15 protein-coding genes and 1 pseudogene are annotated in these 15,233 nt (G+C 63.6%); 15 read left to right on the top strand and 1 reads right to left on the bottom strand.

From position 1 onward, the window contains the following. The first annotated feature begins 39 nt into the window (after positions 1-39). The 14 genes from JFV30_RS17465 (at position 40) to JFV30_RS17525 (ending at position 13,448) form a co-directional block, all read left to right on the top strand. Complete coding sequence (locus JFV30_RS17465; protein WP_010172856.1) at positions 40-639, top strand: amino acid synthesis family protein; 600 nt, start codon at positions 40-42, stop codon at positions 637-639. Between the two features lie 300 nt (positions 640-939). Then, entirely contained in the window at positions 940-1,887 is a 948-nt protein-coding gene (locus tag JFV30_RS17470; RefSeq protein ID WP_201124737.1) for a flavin reductase family protein, read from the top strand. A gap of 22 nt (positions 1,888-1,909) precedes the next feature. After that, a complete protein-coding gene (locus JFV30_RS17475) occupies positions 1,910-3,421 on the top strand; it encodes an aldehyde dehydrogenase (protein ID WP_201124738.1) in 1,512 nt (503 codons plus the stop codon). Between the two features lie 18 nt (positions 3,422-3,439). Next, a complete protein-coding gene (locus tag JFV30_RS17480) occupies positions 3,440-4,516 on the top strand; it encodes an LLM class flavin-dependent oxidoreductase (RefSeq protein ID WP_201124739.1) in 1,077 nt (358 codons plus the stop codon). Then, positions 4,516-5,328: an alpha/beta fold hydrolase gene (locus JFV30_RS17485; protein ID WP_201124740.1), complete on the top strand. Its 813-nt coding sequence runs from the start codon at positions 4,516-4,518 to the stop codon at positions 5,326-5,328. The genes JFV30_RS17480 and JFV30_RS17485 overlap by 1 nt, the downstream gene beginning before the upstream one ends. Then, the gene (locus JFV30_RS17490; protein WP_201124741.1) at positions 5,321-5,716 is read left to right on the top strand and encodes a carboxymuconolactone decarboxylase family protein; all 396 of its coding nucleotides are present in this window, start codon (positions 5,321-5,323) and stop codon (positions 5,714-5,716) included. Before JFV30_RS17485 ends, JFV30_RS17490 begins: the two co-directional genes overlap by 8 nt. A 179-nt stretch (positions 5,717-5,895) precedes the next feature. Next, the gene (locus JFV30_RS33265) at positions 5,896-6,582 is read left to right on the top strand and encodes an ATP-binding cassette domain-containing protein (protein ID WP_342215123.1); all 687 of its coding nucleotides are present in this window, start codon (positions 5,896-5,898) and stop codon (positions 6,580-6,582) included. 23 nt (positions 6,583-6,605) lie between these two features. After that, positions 6,606-7,091, top strand: a complete 486-nt coding sequence (locus JFV30_RS33270) for a CBS domain-containing protein (protein WP_274610280.1) — start codon at positions 6,606-6,608, stop codon at positions 7,089-7,091. Next, a complete protein-coding gene (locus JFV30_RS17500) occupies positions 7,084-7,980 on the top strand; it encodes an ABC transporter permease (RefSeq protein WP_029615998.1) in 897 nt (298 codons plus the stop codon). Before JFV30_RS33270 ends, JFV30_RS17500 begins: the two co-directional genes overlap by 8 nt. A 72-nt stretch (positions 7,981-8,052) precedes the next feature. Next, positions 8,053-9,078, top strand: coding sequence for a glycine betaine/L-proline ABC transporter substrate-binding protein ProX (gene proX, locus JFV30_RS17505; RefSeq protein ID WP_201124742.1), 1,026 nt, complete (start codon positions 8,053-8,055; stop codon positions 9,076-9,078). 225 nt (positions 9,079-9,303) lie between these two features. Next, a complete protein-coding gene (locus JFV30_RS17510; protein WP_201124743.1) occupies positions 9,304-10,791 on the top strand; it encodes an NAD-dependent succinate-semialdehyde dehydrogenase in 1,488 nt (495 codons plus the stop codon). Then, the gene (locus tag JFV30_RS17515; RefSeq protein ID WP_201124744.1) at positions 10,788-12,173 is read left to right on the top strand and encodes an aspartate aminotransferase family protein; all 1,386 of its coding nucleotides are present in this window, start codon (positions 10,788-10,790) and stop codon (positions 12,171-12,173) included. Before JFV30_RS17510 ends, JFV30_RS17515 begins: the two co-directional genes overlap by 4 nt. 165 nt (positions 12,174-12,338) lie before the next feature. Next, positions 12,339-12,827 (top strand): Lrp/AsnC family transcriptional regulator, encoded by a 489-nt coding sequence (locus tag JFV30_RS17520; RefSeq protein ID WP_201124745.1) that lies wholly within the window; start codon positions 12,339-12,341, stop codon positions 12,825-12,827. 63 nt (positions 12,828-12,890) lie between these two features. Next, entirely contained in the window at positions 12,891-13,448 is a 558-nt protein-coding gene (locus tag JFV30_RS17525) for a GNAT family N-acetyltransferase (protein WP_201124746.1), read from the top strand. On the opposite strand, the gene JFV30_RS17530 is transcribed toward JFV30_RS17525, so the two are convergent. After that, complete coding sequence (locus JFV30_RS17530; RefSeq protein ID WP_201124747.1) at positions 13,426-14,310, bottom strand: EamA family transporter; 885 nt, start codon at positions 14,308-14,310, stop codon at positions 13,426-13,428. The genes JFV30_RS17525 and JFV30_RS17530 overlap by 23 nt on opposite strands. Positions 14,311-14,426: 116 nt before the next feature. On the opposite strand from JFV30_RS17530, the pseudogene JFV30_RS17535 reads away from it, so the two are divergent. Continuing rightward, positions 14,427-15,202: pseudogene (locus tag JFV30_RS17535) on the top strand (AraC family transcriptional regulator). The last annotated feature ends 31 nt before the right edge of the window (positions 15,203-15,233 follow it).

Consider the following 15,233-nt stretch of genomic DNA (forward strand, 5'->3'; position numbering starts at 1 on the left):
TAAGGCCACAACCAACAGCCACAAGGGCGACGAGTCATCATGAATCTGGAAAATCTGGGCGTCAGGAAGTACTGCACCTTTATCGAAGAAACCTTTATCGAAGGCGGCAAGGACGCCGGCAAACCCATCACCCTGATCGTGGTCGCCGCCGTGTTGAAAAACCCTTGGGCCGGCCAGGGCTTCGTCGAAAACCTGCGCCCCGAGATCCTGCGCCTGGCTCCGGGGCTGGGTTATGAAATGACCCGCCGCCTGATCGCCCTGATGCCCGGCGGCAAGGTCGAAGCCTTCGGCAAGGCAGCCGCTGTGGGGGTCAACGGTGAAATCGAACATGCCTCGGGCCTGATCCACACCCTGCGCTTCGGCAACCTGTTCCGCGAGGCCGTGGAAGGCACCGCCTACCTGAGCTTCACCAACACCCGCAACGCCCCCGGCGCCCTGCTCTCGCTGCCGATGGTGCACAAGAGCGAAACCGGCAAGCGCTCGCACTTTCTCACCGCCAACTTCCAGGTCGCCGATGCGCCGGGCCCCGACGAAGTGCTGATCGCCATCGGCGCCAGCGATGGCTCCCGCGCCCACCCACGGATTGCCGACCGCTACCAGGACATGGCGGAGATGGAAGCGGAACAGCCGAAGGACTGACGTCTGACTGAAAAACGACGCTCAATTGTGGCGAGGGAGCTTGCTCCCGCTGGGTCGCGGAGCGGCCCCATGAGTCCCGCCATGGTCCGCCTGAAAGAACCCGGTTGCCTTTGTGGGGCGGCTTCGCAGCCCAGCGGGAGCAAGCTCCCTCGCCACAGGGTTGATGTATTTGCCATAGAAATGCCGGAGCACTGCGAAGCGAAGCAAAACTTTCACCTTCGTTACCATTTTTCGACGCAAGCCCACGGTTTCCCTTCCTCGTAGGCTTGCTTCACACCACAAGAACAAAGGAGTACCCCGATGCCGAGCACCGTGATCAGCGCCAACGTTGCAGCCGTCGATCCAGGCGCCTTGCGCCAGGCCTTCGGCACCTTCGTCACCGGCGTCACCGTCATCACCACCCATGACGCCGACGGCAACCCTCGTGGCATGACCGCCAATTCGTTCACCTCGGTGTCCCTCGACCCGCCGCTGCTGCTGGTGTGCGTGGGCAAGTCCGCCGCCAGCTACGCCGCGTTTGCCGGTACCGAACAGTTTGCCGTGAACCTGCTGCATGAAGGCCAGGTCGACGTCTCCGGCACCTTTGCCTCCAAGTCGCCGGACAAGTTCCACACCGTCAACCACGACACGGTGCACACCGGCGCACCGATCCTCACCGACAGCCTGACCTGGTTCGACTGCAGCGTGCACCAGCGCATCGAAGCCGGCGACCACCTGGTGCTGATCGGCCAGGTGCGCGCCTTCGGCACCAGCCCCAAGCTGCCGCTGTGTTTCTGCCGGGGCCGCTACGCCAACATCCAGGACCCGCTGCCCGCCAGCTGGCTGGACTCCCACAAGATGATCATCGGCTACCTGATCGAAGCCGGCGGCGGGATCCTGTTCCGCGCCGATGGCCAAGGCGGCTGGACGCTGCCGGTGGCCGGCAAGCGCAAAGGCTTTATCGACGCAGGTCACAGCTCGCTGCCGGTGGAGCAGGAATCGACCTTCCTGTACTCGGCCTTCGATGTCGACGACACCGACCCCGGCTACCTGATCTACCGCGCCCAGCTCGGCCCGTTCGACGCCGAGCTGCCCGACACCCTGCGTTTCTTCCCGCTGGACGACTTGCCCTTCGAACAGATGCCGGTCAATGAACTGCGCTCGGTGGTGCGCCGTTATGCCCGCGAGCGCCAGAACCAGCAGTTCGGCATCTACACCGGCTCCGCCGCCAGCGGCCGCATCGCGATGCTCGAAAACGCGCCCCTTTGACACGCACCTACAGGACTCCTGCATGAAAACCACGGTCAGCGCCCTTGAGGGCAACCGCCTCAACCTGTTTATCGATGGCCGCTTCGTTGCGCCTGCCAGCGAAACCTACGTCGACAGTTTCGACCCCACCACCGGCCAGCCCTGGTACCAGTTCGCCCAGGCCGATTCGGGCGACGTGGCCCGCGCCGTCGATTCCGCCCACAAGACCTTCAACGACCCGCACTGGCGCAACATGACGCCTACCGCACGAGGCAAATTGTTGTACCGCCTGGCCCAACTGGTGGCCGAGCACGCCGAAGAACTGGCCCTGCTGGAAACCCGCGACAACGGCAAGCTGCTGCGGGAAATGCGCGCCCAGATGAGCGCCCTGCCCGATGCCTACATCTACTTCGCCGGCATGGCCGACAAGCTGCAAGGCGAGGTGATTCCGGTCAACAAGCTCAACCAGCTCAACTACAGCAGCCGCGAGCCGTTGGGCGTGGTCGGCATGATTACCCCGTGGAACTCGCCGCTGATGCTGCTCACCGGCACCCTCGCGCCGTGCCTGGCCATCGGCAACACCGTGGTGATCAAACCGTCGGAACACGCCAGCGCCTCCACCCTGGCCCTGGCCGAACTGATCATCGAAGCCGGCTTCCCGGCAGGTGTGGTCAACGTGGTCACCGGCAACGGCGCCATCACCGGCGATGCATTGACCCGCCACCCGGACATCGCCAAATACGTGTTCACCGGCAGCACCGAGACCGGTCGGCGCATCGCCGGCAACGCCGCCAACAACCTGGTGCCCTGCCAGATGGAATTGGGCGGCAAATCCCCTCACGTGGTGTTTGCCGATGTCGATATCGACACCGCCGTGAACGGCGTGGTCTCCGGGATATTCGCCGCCGCCGGGCAAAGCTGCGTGGCCGGTTCGCGCTGTTTTGTCGAGGCGCCGATCTACGACAGATTCGTCGAAGCCCTGGTCGCCCGCACTCAACAGATCACCGTCGGCCACCCGATGGAGGAACACACCGACATCGGTCCGCTGGCCCTGCAAGCCCAACTGCAAAAGCTCGAAGGCTACATCGCCAGCGGTGCCAACCTGGGCGCGCAGATCGCCGTCGGCGGCAAGCGCCCCAACGCCGCGAACCTGTCCGAAGGCTGGTACTTCGAACCGACGGTGATGGCCAACGCCAGCAACGACATGCCGTTCATGCGCGACGAATTGTTCGGCCCGGTAGTGGGCGTGATGCCCTTCACCACCGAAGAGCAAATGCTCAGCCTGGCCAACGACACCCACTATGGCCTGGCCTCCGGCATCTGGACCCAGAACATCGACCGCGCAATGCGTTTTGCCAACCGCATCGACGCCGGCACGGTGTGGATCAACACCTACCGCAGCTCGGCCTACATGTCCGCCAATGGCGGTTTCAAACACAGCGGTTATGGCCGTCGCGGCGGCTTTGACGTGATGCGCGAGTTTTCCCGGGCCAAGAACGTGGTCATCGATTACTCCGGCGAAATGCAGGACCCCTTCGTCATTCGCCTGCGCTGATTATTCAAGGAGCACCTTATGAAATTCGCCGTATCCCTGAGCATGGAACGCTTCTCGCCGGACGTGCCGATGCAGACCGTCATGGCCAACCTGCTGGAGCTGGCAAAGATCGCCGATGCCGGCGGCTTTGAAACCCTGTGGACCTCCGAGCACCACACCCTGGAATGCACCATCGCGCCCAACCCGTTCCAGACCCTGACCTGGCTCGGCCAGCACACCGAGCGCATCCGCCTGGGCACCGCGACCCTCGCCGCGGCCTACTGGCATCCGATCCGCCTGGCGGGCGAAGCCGCGCTGTGTGATCACCTGACCCAAGGCCGGCTGGAGTTCGGGATTGCCCGGGGCTCCTACCAGTACGAATTCGACCGCATGACCCCCGGCCTGCAACAGCAGGAAGGCGTGGGCTACATGAAGGAACTGGTACCGGCGGTGCAAAAGCTCTGGACCGGTGACTACGCCCACGACGGCCACTACTGGAAATTCCCGCAGACCGCCGCCGTGCCCAAGCCCTTGCAAAAAGGCCACCCACCGATCTGGGTTGCCGCACGGGACCCGGGCACCTTTGATTGGGCGGTGAGCATCGGCGCGAACATCCTGTCCACCCCGCTCTCGCTGCCGGCAGCCGAAATCGCTGTGCTCGGCGAGAAGTTCAACAAGGCGGTGGCCGACAACCCCCACGTGCCGCGCCCGCGCTTCATGATGCAGCGCCGCACCTGCGTGTACGCCAATGCCAACGACTGGGAACTGCCGGTCAAGCACAGCATGGACTTTGGCCGCGCCTTCGAAAACCTGATGCAGAACATCGGCACCGTGCACAACGGTTTCCCCGAGCCGGTGCCGTTTGAAAGCGTGCGCGGCAAAGACAACTACAACCCGCAAAACCTGCGGCGCAACCTGATGTTCGGCACCCCCGAGGAGATCATCGAAAAACTGCTCGACTACGAAGCCGCCGGTGTCGACCAGTATTGCCTGGGCCTGACCTTCAACCTGCCGTTCGAACTGCAGAAGCAGACCCTGCGCCTGTTCATCGATGAAGTGATGCCGTTCTTCGCCGAGCGCGAACGCGCCAAACAACGCGACAAGGTCAGCGCGTGATGGGCCAGGCACAACGTTTAAGCGTGGCCAACGTCACGCTCAACTACCGCCTGGACGGGCATGGGCCGCGCCCGCTGGTGTGCATCCATGGCGTGGGCTCCAGCCTTGAAGCGTGGGCCGAGACGGTGGCCGGCTTGCAGGAGCAATTCACCGTGCTGACCTTCGACCTGCGCGGCCACGGTCAGTCGTCACGTACACCCGGGCGTTACGAGATTGATCACTTGGTGGGTGAGGCGCTGGCCCTGGCGGATCACGTGGGCTTCAAGCAGTTCGACCTGGCCGGGTTCTCGTTGGGCGGGTTGATCGCCCAGCGCATGGCCCTGACGCACCCGGCGCGGGTGCGCCGGTTGGTGCTGCTGTCCACCGTGGCCGGGCGTAACGCCGAGGAGCGCGAGCGGGTGCAGGCGCGGCTCGCCGCCTTGCAGGCCGGGGAGCCCGTGGCCCACTACGAGGCGTCGTTGTCGCGCTGGCTGACCGAGGACTTTCAGGCACGCCATCCCGAGGCCGTCACCCGCCTGCGCCAACTGAATGCCGAGAATGACCCCGGCTGTTATGCCGCGGCGTATCGCATCCTCGCCGAGTCGGATTTCGGCGAGCAACTGTCACGGATCCACTGCCCCACCCTGATTGCCACCGGTGCCGACGATGCCGGCTCCAACCCGCGCATGGCCGCGTTCATGCATGCGCGCATCGAGGGTTCGCAATTGCAGATTCTGCCGGGGCTGCGCCATTGCATTCTGATCGAGGCGCCGCAACGGGTGGCCGCCCTGATACGCGATTTTCTAACCGATTCGGAGACCCATCATGGATAAATCACTGCAGGCCCAAGGCGAAAGCGTTCGCCGCCAGGTCCTCGGCGATCGCTACGTCGACCAGGCCCTGGGCCGCGCCGATGACTTTTCCCGGCCCTTCCAGGCGGTGCTCAACGAGTACTGCTGGGGCATGGTCTGGACCGACGACAGCCTGGACCTCAAGCAACGCAGCCTGCTCAACCTCGGCATGCTCGCGGCACTGGGGCGCATGGACGAATTCGGCACGCATTTTTGCGGCGCCATTCGCAACGGCCTGACGGACGACGAACTGCGTGCCGCCCTGGTGCAGATCGCGGTGTACTGCGGTGTGCCGGCGGGTGTCGAGGCGTTTCGCGTGGCCCGTAAAGCCCGGGAAAGCATGACTCCATCGGATACCACGACCGGTTGACGCCCAACCCTTGCACTCGCCACACCGCTCATGCTGTAAGTGCCTTGGCACCCCAACAAGAAATTTTTGCGACTGCACCTTGCGTCGTCATAGCTCGAAGATTTTTAACTGCCAGTAGCCCAAAAATTTCTATTGATGAAGTTTTCCGCAGATAGCAAAACAACAATTGGAGGCAATTGGTGAGCGAACGACTAAAGATTGAGAACCTCTACAAGGTCTTCTCCTCCACGCCCGACAGAGCCATGCAGCTCTTGACCGCCGGGGCCAGCAAAGACCGGATCCTGGCCGAGACCGCCACCGTGGTCGGCCTCAACAACGTATCGCTGTCGATCCCCAGCGGTGCGATCTACATGATCATGGGCCTCTCGGGCTCGGGCAAATCCACCCTGGCGCGTTGCATCAACCGCCTCAACGAACCGACCGCGGGCAAGATCCTGCTGGACGGCGAAGACCTGGTGACCCTCGACGAAAACCAGTTGCGGGAAGTGCGCCGCACACGCATCTCCATGGTGTTCCAGCACTTCGCCCTGCTGCCGAACAAGACCGTGATCGAGAACACCGAGTTCGGCCTCAAGCTGCGGGGTGTCTCGGCGGCGGAGCGGCGCAAACGCGCCCTGGAAGTGCTGGCCATCGTGGGCCTGGCCAAGTGGGCCGATCACCCTCCCCACGAACTGTCCGGTGGCATGCGCCAGCGCGTCGGCCTGGCCCGTGCACTGGCCACCGACGCCGACGTGCTGATTATGGACGAAGCCTTCAGCGCCCTCGACCCGCTGATCCGCACCGAGATGCAGGACGAGTTGCTGCGCCTGCAACGCACCCTGAAAAAACCATCCTGTTCATCACCCACGACTTCCAGGAAGCCCTGAAGCTGGGCACGCGCATCGCGATCATGGCCGACGGCCAAGTGGTGCGCGAGGGCACGCCCCAGGAAATCGTGATGGACCCGGGCAGCGATTACGTCGCGGCGTTCACCCGGGAGGTGGACCGTTCGCGGTTGTTCGACGCGCGCTCAATCATGGAGCAGGCACACACGCTGCTGGTACAGGGCGACACCCGGGTGGTGGGCAATGACAGCGCGGCAGCCTTTGTGCTCAACACCAGTGGCAAGGCCGTCGGCGTGCTGGACTCGGCGGCGCTGCTGGCCGTGGGCGGCGGTGCCGATGCGCTGCAACGGTTGTCGAGCCAGTTTGTGTGCGTGCCGGCCAGCGCCAAACTGGTGGAAGTCGCACGCCTGCTCAAACCGGGTTTGCCGGTGGCGGTGGTGGACGGCGACGGGCTGTTCGTCGGCACCCTCAACAGCGCGCACATTCTTGATTGCATAGCCAGCGTCCCGGCCCCGCGCCCTGCCGCTGCGGAGGTTGCACAGCATGCTTAGTTCAGAAGACCTCGCGGTTTTACCCGTAGACCAATGGATCAGCCAGGGCGTGGAGTGGCTGGGGATTCATCTGCGCCCGATGTTCCAGGCGATCCGCTGGCCGGTGGAGCATTTACTGGGGCTGAGTGACACGGTGATCCATGCGATCCCGTTCCCGATCATGGTGCTGCTGATGTTCCTGATCGCCTATCGCGCCGCGAGCCTGGGGGTGGCGATGTTCAGCGCCGTGGCCCTGGTGGTGATCGCAGCGCTGGGGGTGTGGGACGAGGCCATGACCACCTTGTCGCTGATCACCACGGCGATTGTGATCTGCATGGTGGTGGGCATTCCGGTGGGCATCTGGTGCGCCCGCAGCGAGCGGGTGTGGGGCGTGATGCGGCCGATCCTCGACATCATGCAAACCACACCGACCTTCGTGTACCTGGTGCCGGTGGTGATGCTGTTTGGCGTCGGCACCGTGTCGGGTGAAGTGGCGGTGGTGATCTCCGCCTGCCCGCCGCTGATTCGCTTTACCTACCTGGGCATCCGCATGGTCGACACCGAACTGGTGGAAGCCGGCCACGCCTTTGGTGCGGACAAACGCCAATTGCTGTGGGAGATCCAGCTGCCCCTGGCGATCCCGACCATCCTCGGCGGCCTCAACCAGACCGTGCTCACGGCCATGGTGATGTCGGTGGTGGTGGCAATGATCGGCGCCGAAGGCCTGGGCCTGGTAGTGCTGCAAGGCCTGGGGCGGATGGACGTGGGCCGCGCGGCCGTGGGCGGGATTGCCATTGTGCTGCTGGCAATGATGCTCGACCGAATCACCCAGAACCTGGCGCAACCGACCGTGCGCAAGCGCAAGTCGCTGTTCAAGCGCCTGCTGAATCCGAACCCGGTAAACGCTTAAAACTACAAGAAATCATGAATGCCCGTTGTTGACTGCCAACCCTGACCATAACGAGAAAAAAAAGAGGAAATCATGATGCATCCATTCAAAGCCTTGCTTGGATTTGCAGCAGTGTTGTACCTGGCAAGTACGCAGGTGTGGGCCGAGGATTTGCCAGGCACCGGCAAGACCATCCGCTTCGTGCAATCGGAAAGCACCGGCGGCAACTACGTACTGACCAAAATCGCGATCGAGGCCACCAAGCGCCTGGGTTACGCGAGCAAGTTGAGCACCGTGAACACCACGTTGTTCTTCCCCGCCGCCGCCCAGGGTGACCTGGACCTGTCGATGGACGTGACCTTGCCGATGCTGCAACCCAGCTTTGACAAGGTGAAGGACCGTACCGAAGTGGTGGGCTCGGGCTTCATTACCGGCGCCGGCTACAACGGCTACATGATCGACAAGAAAACCGCCGACGCGTATGGCATTACCAGCCTGGAACAAATGAAAGACCCGAAAATCGCCGGGCTGTTTGGCAAGGACGGCAAGGCCAACCTGATCAGCTGTGACCCGGGTTGGGGCTGTGGCGACGTGGTGGATTACCAGCTCGACAAGTTCGGCCTCAAGGACACGGTGAACCCGGTGCGCGGCAAGTACGAAGCGCTGATGTTCGAAAACGTCGCCCGCCTGAAACGTGGCGAGCCGGTGTTTTTCTATGCGTGGGCGCCGTCGTGGATGACCAACACCATGGTGCCGGGCAAGGACGTGGTATGGCTGCCGACGCCGTTTGATGCATTGCCGGGGAATGTGCCGAGCACCACGTCGGCACTCACGCCCGGGGTTGCCGGGTGTGCCGGTGGGGCTGATCCGTGCCGCATGGCCATGGCAGCGTGGAACTGGTACGCGATCGGCAACAAGCAGTTCATCGCGGCGAACCCGGCGATCAAGAAGCTGGTGGAGCAGATGACGTTCTCCCAGGCCACCTGGAGTTACTGGGAAAAAACCATCAGCGCCGACGGCTCCAGCGAACGCAATATTCGCAAACTGGCGGAGGACTGGATGAAAGAAAACAAAGCGACCTTTGACGGCTGGATAGCCACCGCACAAACCGCCAAGTAGCACCGATTCAATGTGGGAGCTGGCTTGCCTGCGATAGCGATGTTGAATTCACCGTCGCCATCGCAGGCAAGCCAGCTCCCACAGTTGATTTTCAGCCGCCGCAAAAAAACTGTTTTGGCGGGCGCAATCAGAAAGAACCCGCTGCCCCACCCCCACCAAACCACCAATCCCGACTGCGCCCCTGCCCTAGCATTACACCCACTCAGACGAACCGGAGTGAACCCCATGACCTACAACCACCCGCTGCTGTTCAAGGCCCTGTGCTACGTCGACGGCCATTGGGTCCACAGCGCCAGTGCCAGCACCGTGGCCGTACATAACCCGGCGAACCAACAGTTGATCGGCCATGTGCCGCTGCTGGAAAAACCCCAGATCGTCGCCGCCATCGACGCCGCCCACCGCGCGTTTGCCGCGTGGCGCGAACAGAGCCTTGATACCCGCGCCACACTCCTGCGGCGCTGGGCAGCACTGATCCTCGAACACCAGGAAGACCTCGCCCGCATCCTCAGCCAGGAGCAAGGCAAACCGCTTGCCGAAGCCCGGGGCGAAATCGCCTATGCCGCAAGCTTCATCCCGTGGTTCGCCGAAGAAGCCCGCCGCCTTTACGGCCAGAACATTCCCAGCCATATCCCCGGCGCGCACCTGGGCACGGTCAAGGAACCCGTGGGCGTCTGCGCCCTGCTCACGCCGTGGAATTTCCCCTCGGCCATGATCACCCGCAAGGCCGCCGCCGCCCTCGCCGCCGGTTGCACGGTGGTGGTCAAGCCGGCCCATGAAACCCCGTACTCGGCCCTGGCCCTGGCGCAACTGGCCGAGGAAGCCGGCTTCCCGCCGGGGGTGTTCAACGTGGTGCTGGGCGAACCGCAGATGGCCATGCAAACCCTGGTGCAGGACAGCCGCGTGCGCTCGGTGAGCTTCACCGGCTCGACCCGGGTCGGCAAGCTCGTGCTGCAAGCCGCGGCCCGGGACGTGAAAAAGGTCGCACTGGAACTGGGCGGCAATGCGCCGTTCATTGTGTGCGCCGACGCCGACCTTGGGCACGCGGTGAAGGTCGCGGTCGAAGCCAAGTTCCAGACTTCCGGCCAGGATTGCTGCGCCGCCAACCGGATCATGGTCGATCGCTCGATCTACCCCGAATTCCTCAGCCGTTTTGCTGCCGCCGTGCGTGAGTTGCGGGTCGGCCCGGCCGTGATCGACGGCCAAGAGCAACGCGTCGACATCGGTCCCCTGATGCACCAGGCCGCCTTCGACGTCACCGCCGAGCGCGTGGCCGACGCCCTGGAGTTGGGCGCACAACGCCTGGCAGGCGGCGAAGCCCACGCCTTGGGCGGGCTGTTTTACCAGCCCACGGTGCTCGCCGACGTGACCCCGCAGATGCGCATCTACCGTGAAGAAAACTTCGCGCCGATTGCCGGGGTAATGCCATTCGATTCGATCGAACACGCCATCGAGATGGCCAACGACACCGAATACGGCCTGGCCGCCTACATTTGTTCCAACCGCCTGGACCTGATCTACCCGCTGATCCGCCGCCTCGACCACGCCATGATCGCGGTCAACGGGGTGAAATTCACCGGTCACCCGATTCCCTTTGGCGGCATGAAAGACTCGGGCCTGGGCCGTGAAGGCGGCGCCGAGGGCTTCGAAGCCTTTGTCGAAACCAAATACTTTTGCCTGCACCACCAAGGCCAATTCCAAGGAGAGCAACCATGAGCCAAGCACTCGAAAGCCTGTTCGAACAAGACCGTGCGCACTTCATGCATCCGTCCACCCACGCCCATGATCACGCCAGCGGCGCACTCAAGGGCCGCATCATCCAGAGCGCCTCGGGCATCCGCATTCGCGACCACGAGGGCCGCGAATTCATCGATGCATTCGCCGGCCTGTACTGCGTGAACATCGGCTACGGCCGCACCGAAGTCGCCGACGCCATCTACAAGCAAGCCAAGGAACTGGCCTACTACCACACCTATGTCGGCCACTCGACCGAGGCGATCATCGAGCTGTCGAGCCGCATCATGGACTGGGCGCCCGAAGGCATGAAGAAGGTCTACTACGGCCTGTCCGGCTCCGACGCCAACGAAACCCAGATCAAGCTGGTGCGTTACTACAACAACGTGCTGGGCCGCCCGCAGAAGAAGAAAATCATCTCCCGTGATCGCGGCTACCACGGCTCGGGCATCATGACCGGCAGCCTCACCGGCCTCGCGGCGTTCCACCAGCATTTCGACCTGCCGGAACAAGGCATCCAGCACACCGTTTGCCCCCACTGGTACCGCAAGGCTCCGGCGGGTATGGACGAGGCGGCGTTCGTGCGTTACTGCGCCGATGCGCTGGAAAAAATGATCCTCGCCGAAGGCCCCGACACCGTCGCCGCCTTCATTGGCGAACCGGTGATGGGCACCGGCGGCATCGTGGTGCCGCCGGCCGGTTACTGGGCAGCGATTCAGGCGGTGTTGAACAAATACGACGTGCTGTTGATCGCCGACGAAGTGGTCTGCGCCTTCGGCCGCCTGGGCTCGAAAATGGGCAGCCAGCGCTACGGCATGCGCCCGGACCTGATCACCACCGCCAAGGGCCTGACCAGCGCCTATGCGCCGCTGTCGGCGGTGATCATCGGTGAGAAGGTGTGGGACGTGATTGAAAAGGCCTCGACCCACGAAGGCGCCATGGGCCACGGCTGGACCTACTCCGGGCACCCGATCTGCGCGGCGGCGGCATTGGCCAACCTGGATATCCTGGAGCGGGAAAACCTCACCGCCAATGCGGATGAAGTCGGCAGCTACCTGAACCGTCGCCTGCGCGAAACCCTCGAAGGCCACCCGCTGGTGGGCGAAGTGCGCGGTGACGGCATGCTCGCCGCCGTGGAGTTCATGGCCGACCGGGAGCAGCGCACGCCGTTCGATGCTGCCTTGAAAGTCGGCCCGAAAGTCTCGGCCGCCTGCCTGGAACGCGGCATGATCGCCCGGGCCATGCCCCATGGCGACATCCTCGGCTTTGCACCACCGCTGATCCTGACCAAGGCCGAGGCCGACCTGATTGTCGACATCACCAAGGGCGCGATCGACCAGGTGGCCGGCGAAGTGTTGGGCTGATGAGGTAGCCTGTGGGAGCTGTCGAGCGTTAGCGAGGCTGCGATGGCGTCGGCATTGCCAACATTGATGCGCCTGATCCACCGCCATCGCAGCCTCGCCAAAGCTCGACAGCTCCCACCCTTTAGTGGCCTGATATTTACCCGCCCGCTTCAGAGTCTGTTCGCAATGCACAAGCTTGACCGCTATGACCTGAAAATCCTGCGCATCCTCTCCGAGGACGGGCGCATCACCAAGTCGAGCCTGGCCGAGGCCATCAACCTCTCGGTAACGCCCGCCTGGGAGCGCGTACGCAAACTGGAAAGCGCCGGCCTGGTCAAAGGCTATCGCGCCGTGATCGACTGGAACCAGGTGTTCAAGAGCCAGCAACTGCTGGTGGAAATCACCCTCGCCCGGCACACCGCCCAGGACATGCGTCGCTTCGAACAACGCATGAGCGACGCCCCCGAAGTGGAGTTCTGCTACGCCACCGGCGGCGGCGTGGACTACATCGCGATGATCCGCGCTGCCGACATCGACCAGTACCAACGCTTTATCGACCAGCTACTGATGGAAGACCTGGCCATCGAGCGCTACTTCACTTACATCGTCACCAAAACCATCAAGACCACCGGCGCATTGCCGGCCCAGGCGCTGGACGACTCGGCCTTCTCCTGACCCTTGTACAACCCCCGCAATCCCGGCAGGATTGCGCCCGTGACTTTCACGGACGAGCACCTTATGACCCTGCCTTTTTTCGCCCCTGTTCTCCTCACTACCGAGCGCCTGGGCCTGCGCCCTCCCCATCAGGATGATTGGCGCGCGCTGTTTGCGATCTGGTCCGACCCCGAGGCCATGCGCTACTTCTCCTTCCCCACCATGACCCGTACCGAGCAGGCCGTCGAACGCTTCGGCCAACTGATGGAAGCGTCGGTTGCCGGTGAAGACCTGGTGTGCATGGTGGAGTTGCTGGCCACCGGCGAGGTGATCGGCAGCTGCGACCTGTTCAACGTCGACGAGCAATGCCGCCGCGCCGAAATCGGCTTCACCCTGAACCGCCAGCACTGGGGCCAGGGCTACATGAGCGAAGCCGCCCACGCCGTGATCGACCACGGGTTCACTACCGCCGGGCTGCGTCGCCTGGAAGCCGACATCGACCCGCGCAACCTGGGCTCGGCAAAACTGCTTGAGCGCCTGGGGTTTGTTCGCGAAGGCCTGTTGCGCGAGCGCTGGGTGGTGGGCGATGAGGTCTCGGACAGCGCACTGTATGGCCTGCTCAAGCGTGACCGCCCTGCCTGACCCACAACGGGCGCCCCTTTTTCAGGCCCACGAACAAGGCCAGCAGAACCAGGCCCATGGCCTGCCACTGCGAAACCCCGGGGCGCTCGCCCAGAATCAGCATCGAGCTGAGGATGCCGAACACCGGGATCAGCAGTGACAGGGGCGCCACCCGGGACACCGGGTACTCGCGCAGCAGCAAGTTCCAGCCCCAGTAGCAGAAGTGCGTCGCGCCATACACCTGGAACGCCAGCGAGAACAACGCCACACCGTTCAACTGGGCCGGCAACGCGATAAAGGCTTGCGGGCCGTCCAGCCACCCCGTCAACAGCACCAGCGGCAGCGGTGCAAACAGGCTGGCCCAGACCACGAATGCAAAGATCTCCCGCACGCCGGAAACCTTGATGATGATATTGCCGATGCTCCAGGCCAGCGCGCTGAACAGCACCAGGGCAAACCCCAGCATCGTGGCCGCCCCCTGTACGCCCACCAGCATGCCCACCAAGCCCATGGCCGCCAGCAGCACGCTGATCAATTGCGGCAGGGAAAGGCTTTCGCGGAACAGCAGCACACCCCAGCCCATCGTGAAAAATGCGCTGAACTGAATCAGCAGCGACGCGCTGCCGGGCGGCACGCCCATGGCGATCCCAAGGTTGATCAGGGCCCACATCGCCACCCCGAATATCAAGCCGTAGGCCGCCAGCCACTTCAGCGCAACCTGCGGTCGTTTCACCAGAAAGACCCAGGGCAACGCCGCCAGGGAGAAACGCAGGGCCGTCAGCAACAGCGGGTTGATCTCGGCCAGGCCCAGCTTGGTGATGGGGAAGTTGAGTCCCCACACAGCCGTCACCAGGACGGCCAGTAACAGGTGTTTGTGCTTCATGGTGACGGGGTCCGTTTGCTCGGTGGCACGGCGAGAGGCCATGCATTCGGGCAATTTTTTCGCAAACCGTGATGGCCCGCCTGCGATTGTGGGTCAACAAAGGCTAGAATCAGGCCATGCCCGATATTCATCCCTACGAAAGTACCCCCGCGACGTGGTCGTGACCACGATCGACTATGCCGACGGCGAGCTGTTCCCCGCCCACGCCCACCCGCGCGGGCAGTTTGCCTACGCCAGCCGGGGTGTCATCACCGTCTACACCGCCACCGGCAACTGGGTGGTGCCGCCGCACCGGGCCATCTGGGTACCGCCCCATGTGTCACACGCCATGCTGATGCGCGGGCCAGTGACGATGCTCAATACCTATATTCGCCCGCGGGCGGCGCGGCGGCTGGCACTGCCCCAGGCGTGTCAGGTGCTGGACGTATCACCGTTGCTTGGGCAGTTGCTGGAGAAGGCGGTTGAGGTGCCTGCGCGTTATGCGGCGGGGGGGCGCGACAGTTACCTGATGGGTTTGCTGCTGCACGAAATCGCGCAAATGCCGGTGCTGCCACTCTGCGCGCCGTTGCCCGCCGAGCCGCGATTGGCAAAGGCTTGTGAGACGTTTCTGGCCGAGCCCTCACTGGAAGTCAGCATTGATGCCATGGCCCTCGGCGCGGGGATGAGTCGCCGGACCTTTACCCGGCAGTTCCGCCAGGCCACGGGCATCAGCTACCTGCAATGGCGCCAGCAAGCCTGCCTGCTGGCGGCGATTGTGCGCCTGGGCAAGGGTGAACCGGTGACAAGGGTGGCGCTGGACCTGGGCTATAGCAGCCCGAGCGCGTTTGCGACGGTGTTCAAGCGCCTGTTGGGTGAGGTGCCCAGTCGTTATTTCGCCGGGACGCGTGCTTAGGCAACCCGCCGTATCGGTGTTGATCCTTCGC

The sequence above is a fragment of the Pseudomonas sp. TH32 genome (genome assembly GCF_016650855.1).
Taxonomy (GTDB): domain Bacteria; phylum Pseudomonadota; class Gammaproteobacteria; order Pseudomonadales; family Pseudomonadaceae; genus Aquipseudomonas.

Excerpts from the sequence above, each read along its gene's own strand:
- JFV30_RS17465 (WP_010172856.1), top strand. The coding sequence starts at position 40 with ATGAATCTGGAAAATCTGGGCGTCAGGAAGTACTGCACCTTTATCGAA.
- JFV30_RS17470 (WP_201124737.1), top strand. The coding sequence starts at position 940 with ATGCCGAGCACCGTGATCAGCGCCAACGTTGCAGCCGTCGATCCAGGC.
- JFV30_RS17475 (WP_201124738.1), top strand. The coding sequence starts at position 1,910 with ATGAAAACCACGGTCAGCGCCCTTGAGGGCAACCGCCTCAACCTGTTT.
- JFV30_RS17480 (WP_201124739.1), top strand. The coding sequence starts at position 3,440 with ATGAAATTCGCCGTATCCCTGAGCATGGAACGCTTCTCGCCGGACGTG.
- JFV30_RS17485 (WP_201124740.1), top strand. The coding sequence starts at position 4,516 with ATGGGCCAGGCACAACGTTTAAGCGTGGCCAACGTCACGCTCAACTAC.
- JFV30_RS17490 (WP_201124741.1), top strand. The coding sequence starts at position 5,321 with ATGGATAAATCACTGCAGGCCCAAGGCGAAAGCGTTCGCCGCCAGGTC.
- JFV30_RS33270 (WP_274610280.1), top strand. The coding sequence starts at position 6,606 with ATGGCCGACGGCCAAGTGGTGCGCGAGGGCACGCCCCAGGAAATCGTG.
- JFV30_RS17500 (WP_029615998.1), top strand. The coding sequence starts at position 7,084 with ATGCTTAGTTCAGAAGACCTCGCGGTTTTACCCGTAGACCAATGGATC.
- proX (WP_201124742.1), top strand. The coding sequence starts at position 8,053 with ATGATGCATCCATTCAAAGCCTTGCTTGGATTTGCAGCAGTGTTGTAC.
- JFV30_RS17510 (WP_201124743.1), top strand. The coding sequence starts at position 9,304 with ATGACCTACAACCACCCGCTGCTGTTCAAGGCCCTGTGCTACGTCGAC.
- JFV30_RS17515 (WP_201124744.1), top strand. The coding sequence starts at position 10,788 with ATGAGCCAAGCACTCGAAAGCCTGTTCGAACAAGACCGTGCGCACTTC.
- JFV30_RS17520 (WP_201124745.1), top strand. The coding sequence starts at position 12,339 with ATGCACAAGCTTGACCGCTATGACCTGAAAATCCTGCGCATCCTCTCC.
- JFV30_RS17525 (WP_201124746.1), top strand. The coding sequence starts at position 12,891 with ATGACCCTGCCTTTTTTCGCCCCTGTTCTCCTCACTACCGAGCGCCTG.
- JFV30_RS17530 (WP_201124747.1), bottom strand. The coding sequence starts at position 14,310 with ATGAAGCACAAACACCTGTTACTGGCCGTCCTGGTGACGGCTGTGTGG.